This window comes from Amycolatopsis sp. NPDC051716, from assembly GCF_040681595.1.
Taxonomy (GTDB): domain Bacteria; phylum Actinomycetota; class Actinomycetes; order Mycobacteriales; family Pseudonocardiaceae; genus Amycolatopsis.
Map to the genome: position 1 here is coordinate 147,284 of NZ_JBFAZA010000016.1, position 21,277 is coordinate 168,560.

The window sequence follows — 21,277 nt, forward strand, 5'->3', positions numbered from 1 at the left end:
CGAAAGTTTCGGAACCCCGCCGAAATGTAATTTACACCGGATCCGCGGTACCCGAAGGATTCACCGATGAAACTCGCCAAAATCTTCGCCGGTGTGCTGGCGGCCTGCGTCGCGCTCGGTGTCGTGCCGGCGGTCGCGGAAGCCGCCGCCGCGGTGCCGATCATGCCGCTGGGGGACTCGATCACCCAGGGCGGCTCGATCGGCGGCTACCGGCTCGACCTCGGCGCGAAGCTGCGGGCCGACGGGCGCTCGATCGACTTCGTCGGCTCGCTGGCCGACGGACCCGCGAGCATGCCCGACCGCAACCACGAAGGACACCCGGGCTGGACCATCGCGCAGCTCGACGGATCCGTCACCGGCTGGCTGAACACGTACCACCCGCACACGATCCTGCTCCACATCGGCACCAACGACATGTACGGCAGCGACCCGGCCGGCGCGCCGCGGCGGCTGTCGGCCCTGGTCGACCGGATCACGAACCTGGCGCCGGACACCGAGCTCTTCGTCGCCACGATCATCCCGATCCGGTTCGCCGATCCGGCGGTCCGCACCTTCAACGCGGCGATCGCCCCCGACATGCGGGCCAAGGCCGCCGCCGGCAAGCGCGTGCACCTGGTCGACATGTACCCCTCGGTCGCCATCGCGGACCTGCCCGACGGCATCCACCCCAACGCTGCCGGCTACAGCAAGATGGCCACCACCTGGTACAACGCGCTCAAGGCGGTACCGGGCAGCACCGGCGGGGACCCGCAGCCCCCGGCCGGTGGCGGCCCGTGCACCGCCACGCCGCGGATCGTCGGCACCTGGAACAACGGCTTCCAGGGCGAAGTGACCGTCGCGAACACCGGTGCCGCGGCGCTCACTGGCTGGACCGCCGGGTTCACCCTGCCCGGCGGCCAGAGCCTCGGCCAGGTCTGGGGCGGCACGGCGAGCGGCACCAGCGTGGTGACCGTCAAGAACGCGAACTACAACGGCGCGCTCGGCGCCGGCGCCTCGACGACCTTCGGCTTCCTCGTGTCCGGCCCCGGCACGGCGAGCCTCGACGCGGCCACGTGCACCAGCCCGTGACCGCGAACCCGTACCCACGAATGAAGGTGTGCACATGAAGATGACATCGCGGGCACTCTCCCGCGCCGCGCTGGCTTCGACGTTCCTGGCGACGTCACTCGGAGTTTCCCTGGTGCTCGCCACGTCCGCCGGCGGCGCGGCCTCGACGCTCGGCGCGGCCGCCGCCCAGTCCGGCCGGTACTTCGGCGCCGCCGTCGCGGCCGGCAAGCTCGGCGACTCGACCTACGTGAACATCCTGAACCGGGAGTTCACCATGATCACGCCCGAGAACGAGATGAAGTGGGACGCCACCGAGCCCAACCGGGGGCAGTTCAACTACAGCGGCGGCGACCGGATCCTCAACCAGGCGGTCAGCACCGGCAAGCGGGTGCGCGGGCACGCTTTGCTGTGGTATCAGCAGGAACCGGGCTGGGCGCAGCGCATGGAAGGCTCCGACCTGCGCCAGGCCATGATGAACCACGTCACCCAGGTCGCCACCCACTACAAGGGCAAGATCTACGCCTGGGACGTCGTCAACGAGGCGTTCGCCGACGGCGGCAGCGGCGGCCGCCGCGACTCGAACCTCCAGCGCACCGGCAACGACTGGATCGAAGCCGCCTTCCGCGCCGCACGGGCCGCCGACCCGGGCGCGAAGCTCTGCTACAACGACTACAACACCGACGGCGTCAACGCCAAGAGCACCGGCATCTACAACATGGTGCGCGACTTCAAGTCCCGCGGCGTCCCGATCGACTGCGTCGGCTTCCAGTCCCACCTCAGCGGCAACCCGCCCGGTGACTACCAGGCCAACCTCCAGCGGTTCGCCGACCTCGGCGTCGAAGTCCAGATCACCGAGCTCGACATCGCCGGTTCCAACCAGGCCAACGCCTACGGCGCCGTCACCCGCGCCTGCGTCGCCGTCGCGCGCTGCGCCGGCATCACCACGTGGGGCATCCGCGACACCGACTCCTGGCGCACCGGGGAGAACCCGCTCCTGTTCGACGGCAACGGGAACAAGAAGGCCGCGTACAACAGCGTCCTCGACGCCCTGAACGCCGCCACGCCGACCAACCCGACGACCCCCACCACGCCGACCACCCCGACCACGCCCACGACCCCCACCACGCCGACGACCCCGACCACGCCGAACCCCAGCGGCTGCAGCGCGTCGGTCTCGTTGAACTCGTGGAACGGCGGCTTCGTGGCCAACGTGAAGGTCACCGCCGGAAGCTCCGCCCTCAACGGCTGGCGGGTGACGACGAACCTGCCCTCCGGCGCGGCCGTGACCAGCTCGTGGAGCGCGAGCAACAGCGGCACCACCGGCAGCGTCACCTGGTCCAACGTTTCCTACAACGGCACCGTCGCGGCCGGGCAGACGACCGAGTTCGGCTTCCAGGGCACCGGCAGCGCCGAGGGCATTACGTCGACCTGCTCAGCGAGCTGACCCCGCTCCCCGACGAAGGAGAAACCATCGTGCACCACCGAAAGCGCGTACTCGCCTGGATGACCGCGGCCCTGTGCGCGATGGCACTCCTGCCCGGCACCGCGCACGCCGACAACCCGATCGTGCAGCACATCTACACCGCCGACCCGGCGCCGCTGGTGTACAACGGCCGGGTCTACCTCTACACCGGGCACGACGAGGACGGCTCGACCTACTTCACCATGAAGGACTGGCGGGTCTGGTCGTCGGCGGACATGGTCAACTGGACCGACCACGGCTCGCCGATGAGCCTGGCCACGTTCAGCTGGGCCAAGCAGGACGCGTGGGCCGGGCAGGCCGTCGAGCGCAACGGCAAGTTCTACTGGTACGTCCCGGTGGTCAACCGGGCGACCGGCCGGATGGCCATCGGCGTCGGCGTCGCGGACAGCCCCACCGGGCCGTTCCGCGACGCCATCGGCCACCCGCTCGTCGAGAACGGGGAGATCGATCCCACCGTCTTCATCGACGACAACGGCCAGGCGTACCTGTACTGGGGCAACCCCAACCTGTCGTACGTGCGGCTCAACACCGACATGACGTCGTACTCGGGCGGCATCAACCAGATCCCGCTCACCACGGCCGGGTTCGGCACCCGTCCGAACGGCGGCAGCCGCCCGACGCTGTACGAGGAAGGCCCCTGGGTCTACAAGCGCAACGGCACGTACTACAACGTGTTCGCGGCGAAGTGCTGCTCGGAGTTCATCGGCTACTCCACCTCGCCCGGCCCGACCGGCCCGTGGACCTACCGCGGCACGGTCATGCCCACGCAGGGCAGCAGTTTCACCAACCACCCGGGAATCGTGGACTACAAGGGCGGCTCGTACTTCTTCTACCACAACGGCGCCCTGCCCGGCGGGGGCGGCTACACCCGCTCGGTGTCGGTGGAGAAGTTCGCCTACAACGCCGACGGCAGCATCCCCACCATCACCATGACGAACAGCGGGCCGCCGCCGGCCGACACGCTGAACCCCTTCGTCCGGCAGGAAGCCGAGACGATCAACTGGGAAACCGGGATCGAGACCGAACCGGCGTCCGAAGGCGGCATGAACATCGGGTGGATCGAGAACGGTGACACCGTCAAGGTCCGCAACGTCGCGTTCGGCGCGGGCGCGAAGACGTTCACCGCCCGCGTCGCCTCCGCGAACGCCGGCGGCACGATCGAGGTGCGCCTGGGCAGTGCCACCGGCACGGTGGTGGGCCGCTGCACCGTCGCGGGCACCGGCGGCTGGCAGACGTGGACCTCGGTGTCCTGCCCGGTCAGCGGAGTGACCGGCACCCAGGACCTGGTCCTGCGGTTCACCGGCGGCAGCGGCTACCTGTTCAACGTGAACTGGTGGCAGTTCTCCGCCTGAGCTTTCCCTTCCACCCCCTGCTGACCGGAAAGGACATACGTGGTGTCACGCCGACGATCCCGGGCGGCCGCCTCGGCCCTGCTCGCCGCGACCGGCCTCGCCGGCGCCGTCCTGGTGGCGCCCCCGGCCGCGCACGCCGCGGCCGGGTGCTCGGTCACCTACACGAAGACCTCCGAATGGCAAGGCGGCTTCGGCGCGTCCGTGTCGATCACCAACCTCGGTGACGCGATCGACGGGTGGACGCTGGAATGGTCGTTCGCCTCCGGTCAGCAGGTGGGCCAGCACTGGAACGCGACCATCACCCAGGCCGGCACCCAGGTGAGCGCGAAGAACGTCACCTACAACGCCGCCATCCCCACCGGGGGCAAGGCGGAGTTCGGCTTCAACGGCTCGTTCACCTCGGCCAACCCCGTCCCGGACGGGTTCCGGCTCAACGGCACCCTGTGCACCGGCGGCGTGGACCCCACGACCACGGCCACCACCACGCCGACCACACCCACCACACCGACGACCCCCACCACCACGACCACCCCGAACCAGCCGTCGACCTTCACGAACCCGGTGCTGTGGCAGGACTTCGCCGACGACGACATCATCCGCGTCGGCAACACCTACTACTACTCCGCCTCGACGATGCACTACTCCCCCGGCGCGCCGATCCTGCGCTCCTACGACCTGGTGAACTGGGAGTTCGCCGGCCACTCCGTGCCCAAACTGGACTTCGGCGCGAAGTACGACATGAACGGCGGCCGGGGGTACGTGCGCGGCATCTGGGCGTCGTTCTTCAACCACCGCGCCAGCAACGACACGTTCTACTGGGGCGGCTGCGTCGACTTCGCGAAGACCTACATCTACACCGCCACCGCGGTGGACGGGCAGTGGTCGAAGCACACCACGATCGACAAGTGCTACTACGACGCGGGCATGCTCGTCGACGACGACGACACGATGTACGTCGCCTACGGCAACACCACCCTCAGCGTCGCCCAGCTCTCCAAGGACGGGAAGACCGAAGTCCGCTCGCAGCAGGTCTTCCAGACGCCGTCGAACATCGGCACGCTCGAGGGTTCCCGGTTCTACAAACGCAATGGCAGCTACTACATCTTCACGACCCGGCCGGCCAACGGCCAGTACATCCTCAAGGCGAGCAGCCCGTTCGGGCCGTACACCATCCAGCAGGTGCTGCTGGACCTGCCGGGCCCGGTCTCCGGCGGCGGCGTCCCCCACCAGGGCGGGCTGGTGCAGACGCAGAACGGCGACTGGTACTACATGGCCTTCGTCGACGCCTACCCCGGCGGCCGGGTCCCGGTGCTCGCCCCGGTCACCTGGACGGCCGACGGCTGGCCGAAGCTGCAGACGGTCAACGGCCGCTGGGGCACGACCTACCCGAAGCCGAACCTGCCACCGCCGCCCCGCCAGGTCGAGCCGATGACGGGCACCGACACCTTCCCGGGGCCGGCGCTGAGTCCGCAATGGGAGTGGAACCACAACCCCGACACGACGAAGTTCTCGGTCGGCAACGGGCTCAAGCTGTCCACGGCGACGGTCACCAACGACCTGTACTCCGCCCGCAACACCGTGACCCACCGCATCCAGGGGCCGTCCTCCACGGCCACCGCCACGCTCGACCTGACGTCGATGCGCGACGGCGACCGCACCGGCCTGGCGATGCTGCGCGACTCCTCGGCGTACATCGGCGTCAAACGCGACGGCGGCCGCAACCGGGTGGTCATGGTCAACGGCCTCACCATGGACGGCAACTGGAACACCACCGGCACCGGGACCGAGGTCGCGAGCGCCGACCTGCCCGGCAGCCGGATCTGGGTGCGCGCCAACGCCGACATCCGCCCCGGCACCGGCCGCCAGGCCCGGTTCTCCTACAGCACCGACGGGGTGAACTTCACCCCGCTGGGCTCGCCGTTCACCCTCAACAACGCCTGGCAGTTCTTCATGGGGTACCGGTTCGCCGTCTTCAACCACGCCACCCAGGCGCTCGGCGGCTCGGTCACCCTCCAGCGGTTCGACCTGACGGCGCCATAGCGGGGGAACTTCGCCGGCCCGGCTGCTCGCCGGGCACGGCGAAGGTCCGGTCGACCTGCCAGAACGCCTGGGTCGGCGGCTCGGGAACGGGCCGCCGGCCGCTCGGCCGCGGAGGCCGGGTCCGCAGCTCCGGGTTCGTCCGCGGCGACGGGGCTTTCTGCTCCTTCGTCGGGACGCCCGCGTAACGCAACCGCGGGAGCAGGTGTTCCCGCTTCATGATCACGCTGTGCGGGGCGACGTGGGTGTGTTCGCCGATTTCCGCGCCGTACAACGGAACCGTGCCGTGCGCGAGCGTCGAATGCGCGCCGACGTACACGTGGTCGATCTTGAGGACGCGGTCCTCGAACGTGTGGGCCTGGAACATCGCGCTGACCGTCGCGCCGTCGCCGAAGTGCAGCATGTCGGGGTCGACGACCTGGGCGAAGCCTTCGCCGAGCACGACGCGCTTGCCGATGTCCATGCCGGTGCGGCGCAGGTAGAGCGGCAGCATCAGGGTGCCTTCCAGCGCCGAGAGCACGCCGCCCGCGATCACGCCCCAGGCGACGTAGAGGAAGTCCCAGCGGCTGCACCAGCAGGACCACAGCGGGTGCACCCCGGGCTTGACCCGCCCGAGCAGCCCCCACTTCAGCGCGAGAACGATCAGGCACGGCAGGAGCGCGGTCGCCAGCGTCACCACGGCGGCACCGGGGAAGACGAACGCGGCGAGTGGCAAGGCTGTTGCGGCGTAGCCGATCATGACGAACCAGGCGGTCAGCACGGCCAGGGGGACGACCGGGAGCGCGAAGCGCAGCCACTCCCAGAACACCCGGGTGACCACGCGCGCGAACGACGGGTCGTGGGTGAGGCTGCGGTCGGTTTCCACGATTTCGCGGCGCGGCAGCAGGATCGGCGGGTGGCCGAACCACGACGTGCCGGGCCGCATGATGCGGTCGTCGGCGACCGTGCAGACGCCGATCAGGATGTCCGGGGGCAGCTGTTGCCCGCCCGGGATGACGGCGTGGTTGCCGAGGAACGTGTCGTGTCCCAACCGGACTCGCGCGAGCGTCACCGTCCCCTGCTGGATCCGCGGGCCGCCGAGGTAGATGCCGTCGGCGAAGAACGTATCGGGCCCGATCTCGACCAGCTCCGGGACGACGTCGATGATCGTGCTGATCTCGCAGCCGCGGCCGATCTCCATCCCGGCCCAGCGGAGCCAGACGGGCCAGAACAGCCCGCCGGAGAGCCAGTTCCCGGCCGTGGTGACCAGGCCGGTCTTGAGGCTGACGCGGATGTAGGCCGGACTCCACCGGCTGATGACGCCTTCCTCGACCCGCCCGAGCGCCCGCGCGCAGAACGCCTCGGCCCACACCGAAACCAGCAGGGACCCGCAGCTCGCCACGGCGAAGACGAGCATGAAGCCCCCGTGCGCCCACGGCCGCGTCAGCGCGTCCAGCAGGGCCGGGTAGGTGACGTCGAAGGCCAGCACCAGCCCGATCAGGACGATCGACAGCGGCAGCGTGAACACCCAGGCGAAGAGCGCGCGGGCGGCGATGGTGGCGAGCCCGTGCGCGAACGGCGAGAGCATGCTGCCGGACACCACCGGGACGGGGGCGCGCGGCGCCGGGCCCGCGTCGTGCGCGGGGACACCGTCCCAGCGCCGCCCGTCGGGAACGGCGGTCCCGGACGGCAGGGACGACAACGCGGCCAGCCACGCACCGCGGCCGAGGCGGGTGTTCGGGGACATCCCCGCCCGGACGTCCACGGTGGCCCCGCCGGCGACGGTGACCCGGCCGATCACCAGGTGGCCCCCGGTCAGCTGCACCAGGCCGAGCGAGGCGTCCTGGCCGACGGTGGCGTCGTCGCCGATGTCCAGGAGGTCCCAGCCGCCCTGGACGACGTCGACGCCGCGGTGGAGGTGCACGCGCTTGCCGATCCGGGCGCCGAGCGAGCGCAGCGCCATGTTCTGGAACTCGGTGCCGGCGATGGTGCCCCACGGCACGAACCGCAGCAGGTGCCGCACGATCCACAGCCGCAGGTGGAACCCGCTCCACACCGGGACGCGCATCGGCTCGAACTTGCCGATGAGCACCCGTTTCGCGCGCACGGCGACGAACACGGCGACCGGCGTCCAGCCGAAGCCGAGCGCGACGAGCGCGATCGGCAGCAGCGCGATCAGCGGGACCAGGCCGATCCGCCCGGCCAGCCACGGCAGCGCGACGAACGCGGCGAACCAGCCGATCGGCGCGGCGACCGCCAGCTCGGCACCGAGCCACGCCGCTTGGGCCAGGGTGATGGTGATCGCGCTGCGCGCGGGGGCAGCGACCGCGTCGATTTCGTCGTGGGTCGCCGGCGCGGCCAGCTTCGCCAGCCCGGACACCGTCCGGGCGCGGTAGACGTCCCGCACGGCGATGGCTTCGGTGAGCGGGTTGCCGCGCAGTTTCGAGATGAGCACCGCCGCCTGCAGCGAGCTGCCGCCGAGGTCGTCGAAGAAGTCGTCGTCGGGGCCGACGTCCTCGGTTTCGAACACCTCGCGAAGGGCCTCCGCGATGAACACCTCGGTTTCGGTGCCGGCCGTTCCGGCCGCCGCGTGCCGCCGCGCCGGGCTCCCGGTGGCCAGGACCGGGAGGTCGGTGCGGCGCAGCTTGCCGCCGGCACTGCGCGGCAGCGTCACGGCGGCCCCGAACACCGCCGGGATCATGTACGGCGGCAGGGCGTGGCGCAGGTGGTCCTTGAGCGCGGCCGCGTCCGGCATCGCGCCGTCCGGCACCACGTGCGCGGCGATCACCTGGCCGGCGCCCTCGCCCTGGACCCGGCAGGCCGCCTCGCGCACGCCGGGGAACCGGGCCAGCGACGCCTCGATGGCCTCCAGTTCGATCCGGTAGCCGCGCAGCTTGACCTGGGAGTCGATGCGGCCGTGGTAGAAGAGCGTGCCGTCCGCCGCGGCGTGCACGAGGTCGCCGGTGCGGTAGAGCCGCCCGAGCCGCGGGTGCTGCGGGAACTTCTCGGCGGTGAGCTCCGGTTTGCCGTGGTAGCCCAGCGCCAGGCCGGCGCCGCTCATGCATAACTCGCCCTGCTGCCCCGGCCTGACCGGTTCGAGCCGCTCGTCGAGGACCCAGGCGCGCATGCCCGGCACCGGTTTGCCGACGGCGACGGGTTTCCCGGGCTCGACGTCGGCGCGCAGGCAGGTCACCGTGCACTCGGTCGGCCCGTAGCCGTTCACCATCCGGCGGCCGGGGGCCCACCGCTCGGCGACGTCGTCGGGCAGCGCCTCCCCGCCGACGTAGAGCAGCCGCAGGTCGGGCAGCTCCCGCCGCGGGTCTTCGCACGCCGTCGCGCGCAGCAGGGTCGGCGGCGGGCAGAGCACGGTGATCCGTTCGCGCCGCAGCCACGGCACGAGGTCGGGGCCGAGCCGGGCGGTCTCGTCGTCCAGCACCACGACGGTGGCGCCGCACGCCCACGCCATCCACGCTTCCTCGACCGACGAGTCGTACGCCGGCGAGGACCCCTGGGCCACCCGGTCCCCCGGTCCGAGGCCGAACTCGGCGACGTCCGACCGGATCAGGTTGACCACGCCCTGGTGCCCCACGAGCACGCCCTTCGGCTTGCCCGTGGTGCCCGAGGTGTAGATGACGTAGGCCAGTCCCGGCGGGGCCGCGGGTGCGATGACAACTGGAGCTTCGCCCCAGGCCGGGGGCTTCGCCACCCGGAGCCCCCGAAAAGCGGACGAGGCCGGCTGGGCCGCGGGCTCGGCCGCGCCGTCGACGCGCTGGACCGCACCGGTGTAGCCGGCCCGGGTGGCGCGTTCGTGTCCCGCCTGGTCGGTGACGAGCAGCGCGGGCGCGGCGTCGTCGAGGATGTGGCGCAGCTGCTCGTCGGGGAACGACGGGTCGAGGCAGACGTACGCCGAGCCGGCCCGCAGCACGCCGAGCTGCGCCAAGTAGAGGTCCTCGGTCGTGCGGGACAGCAGGATCGCGACGATCCCCGGCCGTCGGACCGCGTGCTGCACCGCGCGCGCCACGGCCGTGGACCGGCGGTGCAGGTCGCGGTAGGTGACGGTCCGCCGCGGCCGCCCCCCGGACGGCGGGACGTCGACGGCGATCGCGTCCGGCCGCCGCCGGGCCGACTGCTCGAAGAAGTGGTGCAGGAGCGGAACCTCGGCCGGCCCGCCCCGCTGGAGCGCCTCGCTCACTCCTCACGCCCCGACGGGTTCGGCGGTGCGGCCGTCGAGCACGGCCAGCAGGTACGGCGAGAGCAGCGCGCGCAGGGCCTCGCGCCGCTCGGCCGTCAGGTACCGGAAGCCCTGGACGACGCCGTCGCAGCGCGCGCCGCCGCACCGGCAGCCGAAGGGCTCGGCCATGTCGTATTCGGTGCTGGCGTAGTGGAAGGTGATCTCCGACCACGCCGGGATCGGGCGCAGGCTGAGCACCGAGCGGCCGCGGATCACCGCGGCCGGCTCGCACGCGTGGTTCATGAACCGCCAGTAGTAGCGATCGAGCACCTCTTCCAGCGGGCAGCCGGCCGGCAGGTCGACGTGGCGCCGTTCGTCGAGCTGGACGGTGTAGCGCGTCGGCGTCGTCGTGAGCTCGCCGTCGAGGGTGAACAGCAGGACGCCTGCCGGTACGGCCTGGTTGGTGACCAGCCGGTATTCGCCCTCGCTGCGGACGACGGCCGCGCGCCGCGCCTCGATGATGTCGGTCATCCGTGGACCTCCCGGGGAGTGGATCGTCTGCCCGGGTCACGCGGGCCGGTTCCGGAGAGTTCACGCGCACCGCCGCGAAGCTCTCAGTGTCCTCTCAACGACCGGCTGCTACCGATCCGGCTGAACCGGTCGCCGGGTGCGAGCCGTGCACCACTACAGGAAGTGGATCAACGGCTACGGAGGTCATCGCCCATGCGCTCCCGACACAGGAAGATCAGCCGGGGCAAGATCCTGGCCGCGGCCGCCGCCGTCCTGGCGGCCGGCACCGCGGCCATCGCGCTCCCCCAGGCGAACGCCGCCGGCGGGGCCGGTACCGAAGCGGCGGCGCAGGCGATCACCGGTACGGCCTGGGCGGTCGACGCGGGGACCGGCGAAACGGTGGTCACCGCCGACAGCACCGTGCAGGGCGCCCGATGGGACAGCCTGCTGGCGGCGACCCGCGGGAAGGCGGTCCGCGTCGAACGGACGCCCGGCGTCCTCAGCCTGTTCGCCGAAGGCGGCGACGCGATCTTCGCCGGCGGGGCCCGGTGTTCCCTCGGGTTCAACGTGACGACGAACAGCGGTCCCGGCATCCTCACCGCCGGCCACTGCGCCGCCGCCGGCCGCCAGTGGTCGCTGACCCAGGGCGGGCGGCCGGTGGCCACGCTCAAGCAGTCGACGTTTCCCGGCGCCGGCGACTTCGCGCTGCTGACGTACGACAACGCCGCGACCGCCGCACCCAGCGTCGTCGACACCGGCGGCGGCCGGACGGTGGCCATCACCCGCGCGGCCGCGGCCCAGGTCGGCCAGCAGGTGTCCCGGATGGGCAGCACCACGGGCCTGCACAGCGGCCGGGTCACGGCCCTGAACGCCACGGTCAACTACCCCGAAGGCCGGGTCACCGGCCTGATCCAGACGACCGTGTGCGCGGAGCCCGGCGACAGCGGCGGATCGCTGTTCACCGGCGACGGCAGCGCGATCGGCGTCACCTCGGGAGGCAGCGGCGACTGCCGCACGGGCGGCGTGACGTTCTTCCAGCCGGTGACCACGGCCTTGGCGGCGGTCGGCGCCCGCATCGGCGGCTGACCCGCGGTCACCGGCCAGGCGCAAGCGGTCACCCGCGCGCCCGCTCGAACACCCCGGCCGCGAAGGCGAGCAGGTGCGGGAGCGTCGCCCGGGCCGTGCGCCAGGTGTGGCCGAAGCCGTCTTCGGTGTGCACCTCCGCCTGCTGACCTCGTGACCGCAACGCCTCCGCGATGCGGCGTGCGTCGGCCACGTCCCCGGGCACCCCCGTTCCGGCCGCGAGCACGGCCGAGACCGGCCGCGGGAACGGCATCGTGGCCAGGTAGTCCCGCGGCGTGTTGGCGCTCGCCGACGCACCGAGGGCCGTCCGGTTCTCCGGCGTGTCGTACGGCATGCTCAGCAGCAGCGCGCCGAATTCACCGCTGTGGCGCAAGCCGATGTTCAACGCCGCGAAGGCGCCGCTCGACATCCCGCCGAGCGCGCGGTGCTCCCGGTCGGCGAGGGTCCGGTACCGGCGGTCGATCGCGGTCACCACGCTGCGCGCCAGGTACGTCTCCAGCCGCGGGCCGCCCGGGACGTCGAGGCCCTCCCAGTTGCGGCCCGGCTTGCCCGCGCTGAGGTCGACGCTCACCACGATCATCGGCGGGAGCGCCCGGCTCCGGTGGAACAGCCGCAGCGTCCCGGGGGCGTCTCCGCCGGCCAGCCAGTCCTCGGGGCCGCCGGGGCTCCCGTGGACGAGGTAGACCACCGGGTACCGCCGGTGCGCGTTCGCGGGGTCGGTGTACCCCGGCGGGAGGAGCAGGAAGTTCCGGCCGGACAGCACGGCGTTGGCCGGGTCGGCGATGACCATCCGCTCCACGAGCGGGGCGTCCGGGTCGGCGGGGTCGGCGAGCCGGATCCGCTGGGTCCCGGGCATCGACCCCTCGCCTTCGAACATCCGCCCGATCCCGTGGAACGGCCCGCCGCCGCGCTGCAGCAGCAGGACCAGGTCCGCCCCCGAACGCACGTAGCCGACCTGGGCGTTGACCGCGGCCGTCGCGGTCAGCAGGGCGCACACCGCAGTCACCGCGATCCCGCACCGCCGGGCACCGGTGCGGCGGCGCACGAAGAAGGTGACCGCCAGGCACGCGACGGCCACGCCCGCGCAGCCGAGCCAGATCCACGGCGACTCGAGCGGGCCCGCCGCCTGGGCGTGGCGGGCCACCTCGGCCGGCACCGACACGCTCACCGGGGGCCCGCCGCGGCCGGGCCGGGGTCTTGGCTGTCCACAGGAGACTCCTTTCGCCGGTCCCCATCGTCGGCGCGCGCCACCGGCCACCGGCACCGGCGACCCGGCCCGAACTCCCCGCCGACCGGCTGGTGCGTTCCGGCCGGTCGGCTGCCCGCCGGTCGCCGGGCTCCGGGTGGCGGGCCCGGGCCCGGCCCGGCGAGACTGGGCGCATGGTTCGAGTGGTCGTCGTCGACGACGAGGAGCTGGTGCGGTCGGGCTTCCGCCTCATCCTGCAGGCGGCCGGCGACATCGAGGTCGTGGCGACCGTCACCGGCGCGCAGGCGGTCAAGGAGGTGGGCCTGCGGCGCCCCGACGTCGTGCTGCTCGACATCCGGATGCCCGACGTCGACGGCCTGACCGTCCTGCGGCAGCTGCGCGGGCTGGCGAGCCCGCCGGTCGTCGCGATGCTCACCACGTTCGACTCCGACGAGTACATCGCCACCGCCCTGCGTTCGGGCGCGGCCGGGTTCATCCTCAAGGACACCGCGCCCGAGCAGCTCGCCCAGCTCGTCCGCACGCTGGCCGCCGGCGGTGTCGTCCTGTCGCCGAAGGTCACCCGGACGGTGGTCGACGGCTACCTCGACTCGGGCGCCGGGTCGTCCGCGGCCACGCAGGTCGGCCGGCTCTCCGAACGCGAGCGGGCGGTGCTCGTCCTCATCGCGGACGGACTGTCCAACACGGACATCGCGCGCCGGATCCACGTCAGCGTCGGCACCGTCAAGGACCACGTGTCGGCGATCCTGACCAAACTCCACGTGGGCAGCCGCGTGCAGGCGGCGCTCGTGGCCCAGCGCGCGGGCCTGCTCGCCGACGGCGAAACCGCGTCGTGAACCGGGCACGGACCGTCCTCGCGGACGCGGGGCTGATCGTCCTCGCCGCCCTCGACGCCGCGTTCAACCAGCCCGCCGGTCCGCTGATCACCGGCGCCGCCGTCGTGGCCGTCGGGGCGCTGCTCGTGCGGCGGCGGTGGCCCGTGCCCGCCTTCGTGCTCACCTTGCCGGCGCTCGTCCTGCTGGGGTCGGTGATCGCGACGCTGGTCGCGCTGTACGTGGTCGCCGTGCGGTACGCGAACCGGGTCCTGCTCACCACCTGCGGCCTGCTGGCCGCGGCCGGCTACTTCGTGCCCGGGCTGGAATTCGGGTACCAGCGCACCGATCTCGCGCTCACCCTCATCTACGCGACGATGACCGCGGCCGCCCCGATCTTCTTCGGCAGGCTCGTCCACGCGCGGCAGGAACTGGCGCTGCGGCTGGAAGACATCCGCGAGGCGCGCGAGCACGAGCGGGTGCTGGACGCGCAGGCGATCCTGGCCGCCGAACGCAACCAGCTCGCCCGCGAAATGCACGACGTCGTCTCGCACCAGGTCAGCCTGATCGCCGTGCAGGCGGGCGCGATGGGCGTCTCCACCCGGGACCCGGACCTGAAGGCGGCGGCCGAGAACGTCCGCCGGCTTTCGGTGGACACGCTCGACGAGCTCCGGCACATGGTGAACCTCCTGCGTGCCTCCGGCAGCTCCGCGACCGGGCTGGCCCCGCAGCCCACGCTGTCCGATTTGGACAGGCTGATCGCCGGCAGCGGCATCGAATGCCGCCTCGAGGGCACCACACCGGGTGGGATCGACACGGCCGTCCAGCGCACCATCTACCGAACCGTCCAGGAGGCCCTCACCAACGTCCGCAAGCACGCCCCGGGCAGCACGGCGACCGTCGAGTTCGCCCACGACGACACCGATCTGACGGTGACCGTCGGCAACACCGCCCCGACCCGGCCGACCTTGCCGCTGCCCAGCGCCCGGCACGGGCTCGTCGGCCTCCAGGAGCGCGCCGCGCTGCTCGGCGGGACGGTCCGGGCGGGTCCCCGCGCCGACGGCGGCTACCGGCTGCAGCTGCGTCTCCCCCGGCCCGACCGGCGTTCTTAGTGCATTGTAGACAGTCCTCAATGGACACCGTAATTCCGTCCGCCGTCCCGAAACCCGAGGTACCGTGAACGCCCTGTTCCTCGCGATCGCCGCCGCACTGGTGGTCCGATCGCTGCTGGCCACGCGCCTGGACCGCTGGTACCTCGGCGCGCCACTGGTCATGGTGCTGGCGGGGGTCGCGGCCGGCCTCCTCGTCGAGGATTCGATCAGCGCCGTCCTCAACACCCAGGCCGTGCAGCAGGTCGCGGAGATCATCCTCGCCGTGCTGCTGTTCACCGACGCCACCGAGGTGCGCGGCGGACGGCTCTGGGGCAGCTCCCCGGGGTCGGTCGCCCGGCTCCTGCTCATCGCGCTGCCCCTGAGCCTCGGCTTGGCGATGGTGCTCGGCTGGGCGCTGTTCCCGGGGCTGTCCTGGCCGGTCCTGCTGCTGATCGCCGGGGTCGTCATGCCGATCGACTTCGCCCCGGCCGAGCGGCTGGTCCGCGACCGGGCGGTGCCGGCCCGCGTCCGCAGCGTCGTCAACGTCGAGAGCGGGTACAACGACGGGATCGTCTCCCCGCTGTTCCTCTTCGCCCTCATCCTGGCGGGCGACCAGGACCAGCACCGGACACCGCTGGCGGCGCTGGGGACCGTGGTGCCCTTCGCCCTGAAAGCCGTCGTCGCCGGCGTGGTGCTCGGCGCGCTGCTGGCCTGGCTGATGGACCGCGCCCAGCGCCGCAACTGGATGACCGGGCAGTCTTCGCGCGTCGCGGTCCTGCTCGCGCCGCTGCTGACCTACACGGTGACCGTCGGCATCGACGGGAACGGCTTCGTCGCTTCGTTCGTTTGCGGCATCGCGTTCCGCTACGTCCACCGGCAGGCCCAGGCGCGCTTCCTCCGCGCCGCGCCGGCCGCACGGCGCGCGGCCGGCGGCCTGGTCCTCGGGCCCGACCTGCGGCTGCTGGAGGACGTCACCGCGCTGATGACCACGGTCATGTGGTTCATGGTCGGGGTGTCGGCGGTGCTCATCGTCTCGCTGGGCGTCTCGTGGCAGGTGGTGCTGTTCTGCGCGCTGGCCCTCACCCTGGCCCGCGTGGTCCCGGTGCTCCTCGCCCTGACCGGCTCCGGGTTTTCGGCCCGCGAGCGGCTCCTGGTGGGCGTGCTCGGCCCGCGCGGGACGACGTCGATCGTGTTCGGGTTGCTGGCGTTCAACCGCCTCCCGGAGGGCGGAACGGCGGACACCATCCTGACCATCACCGTCACCTGCGTCCTCGGCAGCGTGCTGCTGCACGGCGCCGGCGCCGAACCCGCGAAACGGTTCCTGCGCGAACCGGGCCCGCCGGTCGGCGAGACCAGGCCGGCCGTGGCCGTCCCGAAGGCGCCATGACGGGCCGCCGTCTTCTGGAGGTCCTTCGCACGCTCCAGGCGACGTACACGGCCGAGACGGACTCCTGGCACCTGAGCGGATCGACCTGGCAGGCGACCGTGATCGTCAACCCGGGCCGCTGGCTCGGCCTGGAGTTCGCGGCCTGCGACCCGGTGACGGGCCGGCGCGCCACGTACGACATCGACACCGACCTGTACGACATTTCCCAGGACGAGCAGCGCTGGTTCGCCGAGGAAATCGAACGGGACATCATCGAGTTCCTCGGCAACCTGCGCCGCGGCGCGGTGCTGCGCGGAACCGACGGGGCGAAGTTCGTGCTGGTGTTCCCGCTGGACGGGGCGTATGTCCGCGTGACACGAGGCCGCTTCACGACGAGGGCGTCGACGCACGCGGACCTCGCCACCGCGAAAGCCGGCGACGGTGCCTACGTCCCGGTGGACTGACGAGTCTCAGATCAGCACGATCTGCTCCAGCACATCCGGCGCCGACACCAGCAGGAACCCGGCCAACGCCATCGGCACCGTCCACCCCGCCACCCGGACCGCCTGCGGACGCGAGCGGATCCCGCGCACCAGCACCAGCCCGAGCGCCAGCAGCGTCGCCACCGTGAACACCACTCCGTCGGCCCGGCCGGACCGGCGGACCACCTCGCCGAGCAGCAGCCCCGCCGCCAGCGCCGTGCTCACGGTGCCGCGGACGTCCTCGCGGCCGATCGGGCCGAACACCACGCCCGCCGCCACGCCCGCGACCGCCGCCAGGACGCACCACAACCCCAGCTGTCCGAGGTCCACCTCATACGGCATCCCCGGATACTTGACGCCGTACATGACGTCCTTGCCGTAGTAGAACGCCACCACCGCCGCCGCCAGCGCGACGATCGCGCGGGCGATCGCCCGGCCGTCGCGGGCGCCCGGCACCACCGCGGCCAGCAGGGCTATCCACAGCGTGAACGCGTGCGCCAGCGGCCGCAGCGTGGGGCTGTAGTAGGCGTACGCCCCGACGGCCCCGGACACCAAGCCGCCCAGCAGTGCGGCGCCGTCGGACGCCGTGATGCGGCGCGTCTCCAGCAAGCTGACCCCCCAGGTCGAAGCGATGCCGCGCTTTTTTGCACTGTAGCGGTCAGTGACCGGGGCCGCCCGATCCGGGGATGGGTTCGCGCATACTGGTGACGTCCCCGGTGGAAGGAGAGGCGGCTTGAGCGCAACCGCGGAGACGGGCACCGGCGCGTTCGGGCACCCCGCGTTGTTCTACCGGGGTGCCGCCGAATACCTGGCGGGCACCGTGCCGTTCGTCCGGGGCGCCCTCGCCGCCGGGGAGCCGGTGGCGGTCGCGGTCCCCGGCGACAACCTCGAGCTGCTGCGGCGGGAACTCGGCGCCGACGCCGCGCGGGTGCGGCTGCTGGACATGACCGAGGCCGGGCGCAACCCGGGGCGGATCATCCCCGGCGTGCTGCGCGCCTTCGCCGACAGCCACCCCGGCCGGCCGGTGCGGATCATCGGCGAGCCGATCTGGGCGGCCCGCTCGGCCGTCGAGTACCCGGCGTGCGCCCAGCACGAAGCCCTCATCAACCTCGCCTTCACCGGCCGGGACGCGACCATCCTCTGTCCCTACGACGCCGGCGCGCTCGCCCCGGACGTCCTCGCCGACGCCGAGGTCACGCACCCGGTCGTGATCGACGGCACCGGGCAGCGCACCAGCCCCGCCTACGCCCCGGACGACCTGGTCGCCCGGTACAACCAGCCCCTGCCCGTGCCGGCCGGGGCCTTCGAACTGGCGGACACCACCGACCTCGCGGCGGCCCGCGCGCTGACCCACGTCCGCGCGGCCGCCTGCGGGCTGGACGAGGTCCGGGTCGCCGACGTCGAGGTGGTCGTCACCGAACTGCTGTCCAACAGCGTCGAACACGGCAGCGGCTCGGGCACCGTCCGGTTCTGGGGCGGCGACGGGGAGTTCGTCTGCGAGGTCCACGACCTCGGCCGGCTCACCGATCCCCTCGCCGGGCGCCACCCCGCGACCCCGTACCAGCCGCGCGGCCGCGGGCTGCTGCTCGTCAACCAGCTCGCCGACCTCGTCCGCCTGCACACCGGCGACGACGGCACTACCTTCCGGGCGTACTTCCGCGCCTGAACCGGCGGTGCACGAGCCCACCCACGACGGCACCGATCGCGACGCCGCCGTACACGTCGGTCGGCCAGTGCGCCCGCGTCCGGAGCCTGCTGTAGCAGACCGCGGCCGCCAGCGGCGCGAGCGCGGCCCCCGTCGCGGGCGCGGTGAGCGCGACGGCGACCGTGAACGCGGCCGCCGTCGTCGCGTGCGTGGACGGGAACGCCGAAGACTTCGGCTGTTCGAGCAGTGCGCGGTGGGCCGGCAGGTTCTGCGCGGCCGGCCGCGGCCGGCGCACCACGGCCTTCACGCCGTGCCCGAACGCCATCCCGGCCGCGGCCGCCACGAGCCCGCGGCCCGCCGCCCGGCGCCGGGGCCCCGGCCGCCACGCCAGCACGCCGGCCACGAGGACCCACAGCAGGCCGCCCTGCGCCGCCGCGCTGAGCGCCGTGACCGGCCATGCCGGCCGGGTGACCGGAAGCTCGTTTTCATCCGGTCCATCGTCGGCCGGAGGGGACATTTCGCTCGGCATGGCCCCCAACTTCCCGCACCGGCCCCGGTTCAATCACCCGTCTGTCCAGGATGGAGCATCCCCGCGGTTGTCCGCGCCACGGCCTCGAGACCGACAACGGCCTCGACCGGATCGACGCCGAACCGCACGGCCTCATCGGCGATCTCGCCCGCTGGGGCGGGTCACGGCAGGCCGGCGAGGTCGGCCAGCAGGGCCATGTGGTGCTCGAAGTATTCGGTGCGCGCCGCGATCATGACGTCCAGCCGGTGGAAGACCTCGAAGCTGAGCTGGCCGAACAAGTGCGTCCACGCGAGCAGCACCCGGTCCAGGCATTCCTCCGGCACGTCCGCGGCCTGCTGGTCGATCAGCCGCCGCAGGTCGGTGCGGACCGGCCCGGGCAGCGGCCGGGGTGCGCCCGGCTCCCCCGGGGCGTCGCCGACGACGGCGGTGAGCAGGAGGATCACCTTCGACGCGAGTGCCACGGTTTCCGGCGGGGCGGCGTAGCCGGGCACCGGGGTTCCGTAGAGCAAGCCGTATTCGGCCGGGTGCGCGAGCGCCCAGGCCCGCACCGCGCGGCACACGGCCAGCCACCGGCCGCGCGGGTCGTCGCGCGGAACCGCCGCTTCGGCGGCTTCCGCGGCCGCGCCCAGCCCCTCGTACGCGTCGATGATCAACGCGGTCAGCAGGGCATCGCGGCTCGGGAAGTACCGGTACAGCGCCGAAGGGACGATGTCCATGTCCCGCGCCACGGCACGCAGGGACAGGTTCGCACCCTCCTCGGCGAGCCGGCGCCGGGCGGCTTCCTTGATTTCCTGGTGCATCTCCGAGCGGACCCGGGCACGCAGCGACGAGGCGGACACCACCCCAGTCTCGCACACTTCCGAGAACACCCGATCTCGGCGAGAACAGTGTTCTTGACGGCGGCCGCCGTGCGCCAGTACGGTGTTCTCATTCGAGAACAGTGTTCTCGCCTGGGTGGAAAAGGTGGTCCCCAATGTCCCTGCACGTCATCGTCGGAGCCGGTCCGGTCGGCTCGGCCACGGCTCGTCTGCTCGCTTCCCGCGGTGAAGAGGTCCTGCTGCTCAGCCGCAGCGGCGGGGGCCCGGCGGTCGACGGCGTCCGGCTGATCGCCGCCGACGCCACCGACGCCGCCACCCTCGCGCGGCACGCCGAAGGCGCGGTCGCGCTGTACAGCTGCGGCGGACCCGCCTACCACCGCTGGGCCGCCGATTGGCCCCCGCTCGGGGCGGCGCTCCTGCGCGCCGCCGAGACGAGCGGAGTCCCGCTGGTCACGACCGGCAACCTCTACGCCTACGGCGCCGTCGACGGCCCGATCACCGAGCAGCAGCCGATGCGGCCGAACTCGGTGAAGGGCGAGGTGCGGGCGAAGCTGTGGGCCGACGCGCTGGCCGCGCACGAAGCCGGCCGCATCCGCACGGCCGACGTGCGGGGGTCCGATTACCTCGGTGCCGGCGCGCTTTCGTCGTTCACCGCCCTGGTCCTGCCGAAGGTGCTGGCCGGCAAGCGAGCCTCGGCGCCGGCCGACCTGGACGCCCCGCACAGCTGGACCCACGTCGGCGACGTCGCCCGCACCCTGGTCGCGGTCGCGGCCGACGAGCGGGCGTGGGGCCGGCCGTGGCACGTGCCGACGGCACCGGCGATGTCCCTGCGCCGGCTGGCCGAGCGCGCCGCGGACCTGGCGGGCGCACCGGCGGCCCGCGTCACCATCATGCCCGGCCTCGTGTTGCGCCTCGGCGGCTTCTTCAACCCGATGGCGCGGGAGATGGTGGAAATGGAGTACCAGCTGCGGCGGCCGTTCGTCCTCGACTCGTCGGCCGCGACGGCGGCGTTCGGCATCGAGCCGACCCCGACCGACGAAGCACTGCGGGAGACGATCGACGGACTGCGCGAACCCGCCACGCCCCGGTGAAAGGACGCGGCGCGGCCCGTCAGCTCTGGCTGGGGATCTCCGTGGCGCGTTCCCACCCGGACGGCAGGCGGCTGACGTTCAGCGCGTGGTCGAGCCCGCTGGCCGACAACGCCCGGCGCACCACCCGATTGTCGCCCGTGACGACGCGCAGCGTCGCGTTTTCGCGGACCACCCGCGCCTGGATGCCGCCGAGGGCCGCGAGGCCCGCTCCGTCGAGGAAGTCGACCCCGGACAGGTCGAGCACCAGGACCGGGAACCGGCGGTGCGCCCAGGTGCTGAGGGCCGATCGCACCTGGGGTGCGCTGTCCGCGTCGAGCGCGCCGCGGATGCGGACCATGACCGCGCCGAAGTACGGGCGGATGACCTGGATGTCGAACGCGGTGCGCTGTTCGCGCTTCGACGGCGCTACGGGGATCGCCGTCGCTGGGGGCTGGACGACTAACATTCCACGCCTCATTCGCAGATGACGTGACGAGCGGGTCGTTCTCGACCGACCCGCTCGGTCGCTGGCAAGTTCGGGGACGGATGCTGCTGAACCGCACTTCGCAGCGTAGTCCTTGATCCGAACGGCGCAACC

At 72.5% G+C, this 21,277-nt stretch carries 18 protein-coding genes; 11 read left to right on the forward strand and 7 right to left on the reverse strand.

What is annotated here, in order from left to right; all coding sequences use genetic code 11:
• Window positions 1-66 precede the first annotated feature (66 nt).
• The 4 genes from AB0M30_RS23260 to AB0M30_RS23275 are packed head-to-tail and all read left to right on the forward strand — an operon-like array spanning window position 67 to window position 5,922.
• A complete protein-coding gene (locus AB0M30_RS23260; protein WP_364586929.1) occupies window positions 67-1,068 on the forward strand; it encodes a cellulose binding domain-containing protein in 1,002 nt (333 codons plus the stop codon).
• Window positions 1,069-1,102: 34 nt separating this feature from the next.
• Window positions 1,103-2,491 (forward strand): endo-1,4-beta-xylanase, encoded by a 1,389-nt coding sequence (locus AB0M30_RS23265; RefSeq protein ID WP_364586932.1) that lies wholly within the window; start codon window positions 1,103-1,105, stop codon window positions 2,489-2,491.
• A gap of 59 nt (window positions 2,492-2,550) precedes the next feature.
• Window positions 2,551-3,882: a glycoside hydrolase family 43 protein gene (locus tag AB0M30_RS23270; RefSeq protein WP_364587088.1), complete on the forward strand. Its 1,332-nt coding sequence runs from the start codon at window positions 2,551-2,553 to the stop codon at window positions 3,880-3,882.
• A 39-nt stretch (window positions 3,883-3,921) separates the two neighbouring features.
• On the forward strand, window positions 3,922-5,922 hold the full coding sequence (locus AB0M30_RS23275; RefSeq protein WP_364586935.1) for a family 43 glycosylhydrolase: 2,001 nt from the start codon (window positions 3,922-3,924) through the stop codon (window positions 5,920-5,922).
• On the opposite strand, the gene AB0M30_RS23280 is transcribed toward AB0M30_RS23275, so the two are convergent.
• Both AB0M30_RS23280 and AB0M30_RS23285 read right to left on the reverse strand, forming a co-directional pair.
• A complete protein-coding gene (locus AB0M30_RS23280) occupies window positions 5,888-10,090 on the reverse strand; it encodes an amino acid adenylation domain-containing protein (protein ID WP_364586938.1) in 4,203 nt (1,400 codons plus the stop codon). The two genes, AB0M30_RS23275 and AB0M30_RS23280, sit on opposite strands and share 35 nt — an antisense overlap.
• A 3-nt stretch (window positions 10,091-10,093) precedes the next feature.
• On the reverse strand, window positions 10,094-10,600 hold the full coding sequence (locus tag AB0M30_RS23285; protein ID WP_364586941.1) for an SET domain-containing protein: 507 nt from the start codon (window positions 10,598-10,600) through the stop codon (window positions 10,094-10,096).
• A 192-nt stretch (window positions 10,601-10,792) separates the two neighbouring features.
• On the opposite strand from AB0M30_RS23285, the gene AB0M30_RS23290 reads away from it, so the two are divergent.
• A complete protein-coding gene (locus tag AB0M30_RS23290; RefSeq protein WP_364586944.1) occupies window positions 10,793-11,665 on the forward strand; it encodes a S1 family peptidase in 873 nt (290 codons plus the stop codon).
• 28 nt (window positions 11,666-11,693) lie between these two features.
• On the opposite strand, the gene AB0M30_RS23295 is transcribed toward AB0M30_RS23290, so the two are convergent.
• Window positions 11,694-12,830: an alpha/beta hydrolase-fold protein gene (locus tag AB0M30_RS23295; RefSeq protein WP_364586946.1), complete on the reverse strand. Its 1,137-nt coding sequence runs from the start codon at window positions 12,828-12,830 to the stop codon at window positions 11,694-11,696.
• Window positions 12,831-13,042: 212 nt separating this feature from the next.
• Here AB0M30_RS23295 and AB0M30_RS23300 point away from each other — a divergent pair, with 212 nt between their 5' ends.
• From AB0M30_RS23300 to AB0M30_RS23315, 4 genes are all read left to right on the forward strand, one after another.
• Window positions 13,043-13,702 carry a response regulator transcription factor gene (locus AB0M30_RS23300; protein WP_364586949.1) on the forward strand — a complete coding sequence of 220 codons (660 nt, stop codon included), beginning with the start codon at window positions 13,043-13,045 and terminating at the stop codon, window positions 13,700-13,702.
• Window positions 13,699-14,790 carry a histidine kinase gene (locus AB0M30_RS23305; RefSeq protein WP_364586952.1) on the forward strand — a complete coding sequence of 364 codons (1,092 nt, stop codon included), beginning with the start codon at window positions 13,699-13,701 and terminating at the stop codon, window positions 14,788-14,790. The genes AB0M30_RS23300 and AB0M30_RS23305 overlap by 4 nt, the downstream gene beginning before the upstream one ends.
• Window positions 14,791-14,854: 64 nt before the next feature.
• A complete protein-coding gene (locus AB0M30_RS23310) occupies window positions 14,855-16,156 on the forward strand; it encodes a cation:proton antiporter (protein ID WP_364586955.1) in 1,302 nt (433 codons plus the stop codon).
• Window positions 16,153-16,599, forward strand: coding sequence for a hypothetical protein (locus AB0M30_RS23315; RefSeq protein ID WP_364586958.1), 447 nt, complete (start codon window positions 16,153-16,155; stop codon window positions 16,597-16,599). The genes AB0M30_RS23310 and AB0M30_RS23315 overlap by 4 nt, the downstream gene beginning before the upstream one ends.
• Window positions 16,600-16,605: 6 nt before the next feature.
• Here the strand turns inward: AB0M30_RS23315 and AB0M30_RS23320 are convergent, their stop codons facing one another.
• The gene (locus AB0M30_RS23320; RefSeq protein ID WP_364586961.1) at window positions 16,606-17,226 is read right to left on the reverse strand and encodes a hypothetical protein; all 621 of its coding nucleotides are present in this window, start codon (window positions 17,224-17,226) and stop codon (window positions 16,606-16,608) included.
• Window positions 17,227-17,350: 124 nt separating this feature from the next.
• Here AB0M30_RS23320 and AB0M30_RS23325 point away from each other — a divergent pair, with 124 nt between their 5' ends.
• The gene (locus tag AB0M30_RS23325) at window positions 17,351-18,283 is read left to right on the forward strand and encodes an anti-sigma factor RsbA family regulatory protein (RefSeq protein ID WP_364586964.1); all 933 of its coding nucleotides are present in this window, start codon (window positions 17,351-17,353) and stop codon (window positions 18,281-18,283) included.
• Here the strand turns inward: AB0M30_RS23325 and AB0M30_RS23330 are convergent.
• Window positions 18,255-18,791, reverse strand: a complete 537-nt coding sequence (locus tag AB0M30_RS23330; protein WP_364586967.1) for a phosphatase PAP2 family protein — start codon at window positions 18,789-18,791, stop codon at window positions 18,255-18,257. The genes AB0M30_RS23325 and AB0M30_RS23330 overlap by 29 nt on opposite strands.
• A 161-nt stretch (window positions 18,792-18,952) precedes the next feature.
• Complete coding sequence (locus AB0M30_RS23335) at window positions 18,953-19,630, reverse strand: TetR/AcrR family transcriptional regulator (protein ID WP_364586969.1); 678 nt, start codon at window positions 19,628-19,630, stop codon at window positions 18,953-18,955.
• Between the two features lie 134 nt (window positions 19,631-19,764).
• Between AB0M30_RS23335 and AB0M30_RS23340 the strand changes: the two genes are divergently transcribed.
• Complete coding sequence (locus AB0M30_RS23340) at window positions 19,765-20,700, forward strand: NAD-dependent epimerase/dehydratase family protein (protein ID WP_364586972.1); 936 nt, start codon at window positions 19,765-19,767, stop codon at window positions 20,698-20,700.
• Between the two features lie 19 nt (window positions 20,701-20,719).
• Here AB0M30_RS23340 and AB0M30_RS23345 read toward each other — a convergent pair whose 3' ends face one another.
• The gene (locus tag AB0M30_RS23345) at window positions 20,720-21,145 is read right to left on the reverse strand and encodes an STAS domain-containing protein (protein ID WP_364586975.1); all 426 of its coding nucleotides are present in this window, start codon (window positions 21,143-21,145) and stop codon (window positions 20,720-20,722) included.
• Window positions 21,146-21,277: the final 132 nt, after the last annotated feature.

Coding starts and splice junctions, on each gene's coding strand:
- AB0M30_RS23260 (WP_364586929.1), top strand. CDS start 67: ATGAAACTCGCCAAAATCTTCGCCGGTGTGCTGGCGGCCTGCGTCGCG.
- AB0M30_RS23265 (WP_364586932.1), top strand. CDS start 1,103: ATGAAGATGACATCGCGGGCACTCTCCCGCGCCGCGCTGGCTTCGACG.
- AB0M30_RS23270 (WP_364587088.1), top strand. CDS start 2,551: ATGACCGCGGCCCTGTGCGCGATGGCACTCCTGCCCGGCACCGCGCAC.
- AB0M30_RS23285 (WP_364586941.1), bottom strand. CDS start 10,600: ATGACCGACATCATCGAGGCGCGGCGCGCGGCCGTCGTCCGCAGCGAG.
- AB0M30_RS23290 (WP_364586944.1), top strand. CDS start 10,793: ATGCGCTCCCGACACAGGAAGATCAGCCGGGGCAAGATCCTGGCCGCG.
- AB0M30_RS23300 (WP_364586949.1), top strand. CDS start 13,043: ATGGTTCGAGTGGTCGTCGTCGACGACGAGGAGCTGGTGCGGTCGGGC.
- AB0M30_RS23315 (WP_364586958.1), top strand. CDS start 16,153: ATGACGGGCCGCCGTCTTCTGGAGGTCCTTCGCACGCTCCAGGCGACG.
- AB0M30_RS23330 (WP_364586967.1), bottom strand. CDS start 18,791: ATGCCGAGCGAAATGTCCCCTCCGGCCGACGATGGACCGGATGAAAAC.
- AB0M30_RS23340 (WP_364586972.1), top strand. CDS start 19,765: ATGTCCCTGCACGTCATCGTCGGAGCCGGTCCGGTCGGCTCGGCCACG.
- AB0M30_RS23345 (WP_364586975.1), bottom strand. CDS start 21,145: ATGTTAGTCGTCCAGCCCCCAGCGACGGCGATCCCCGTAGCGCCGTCG.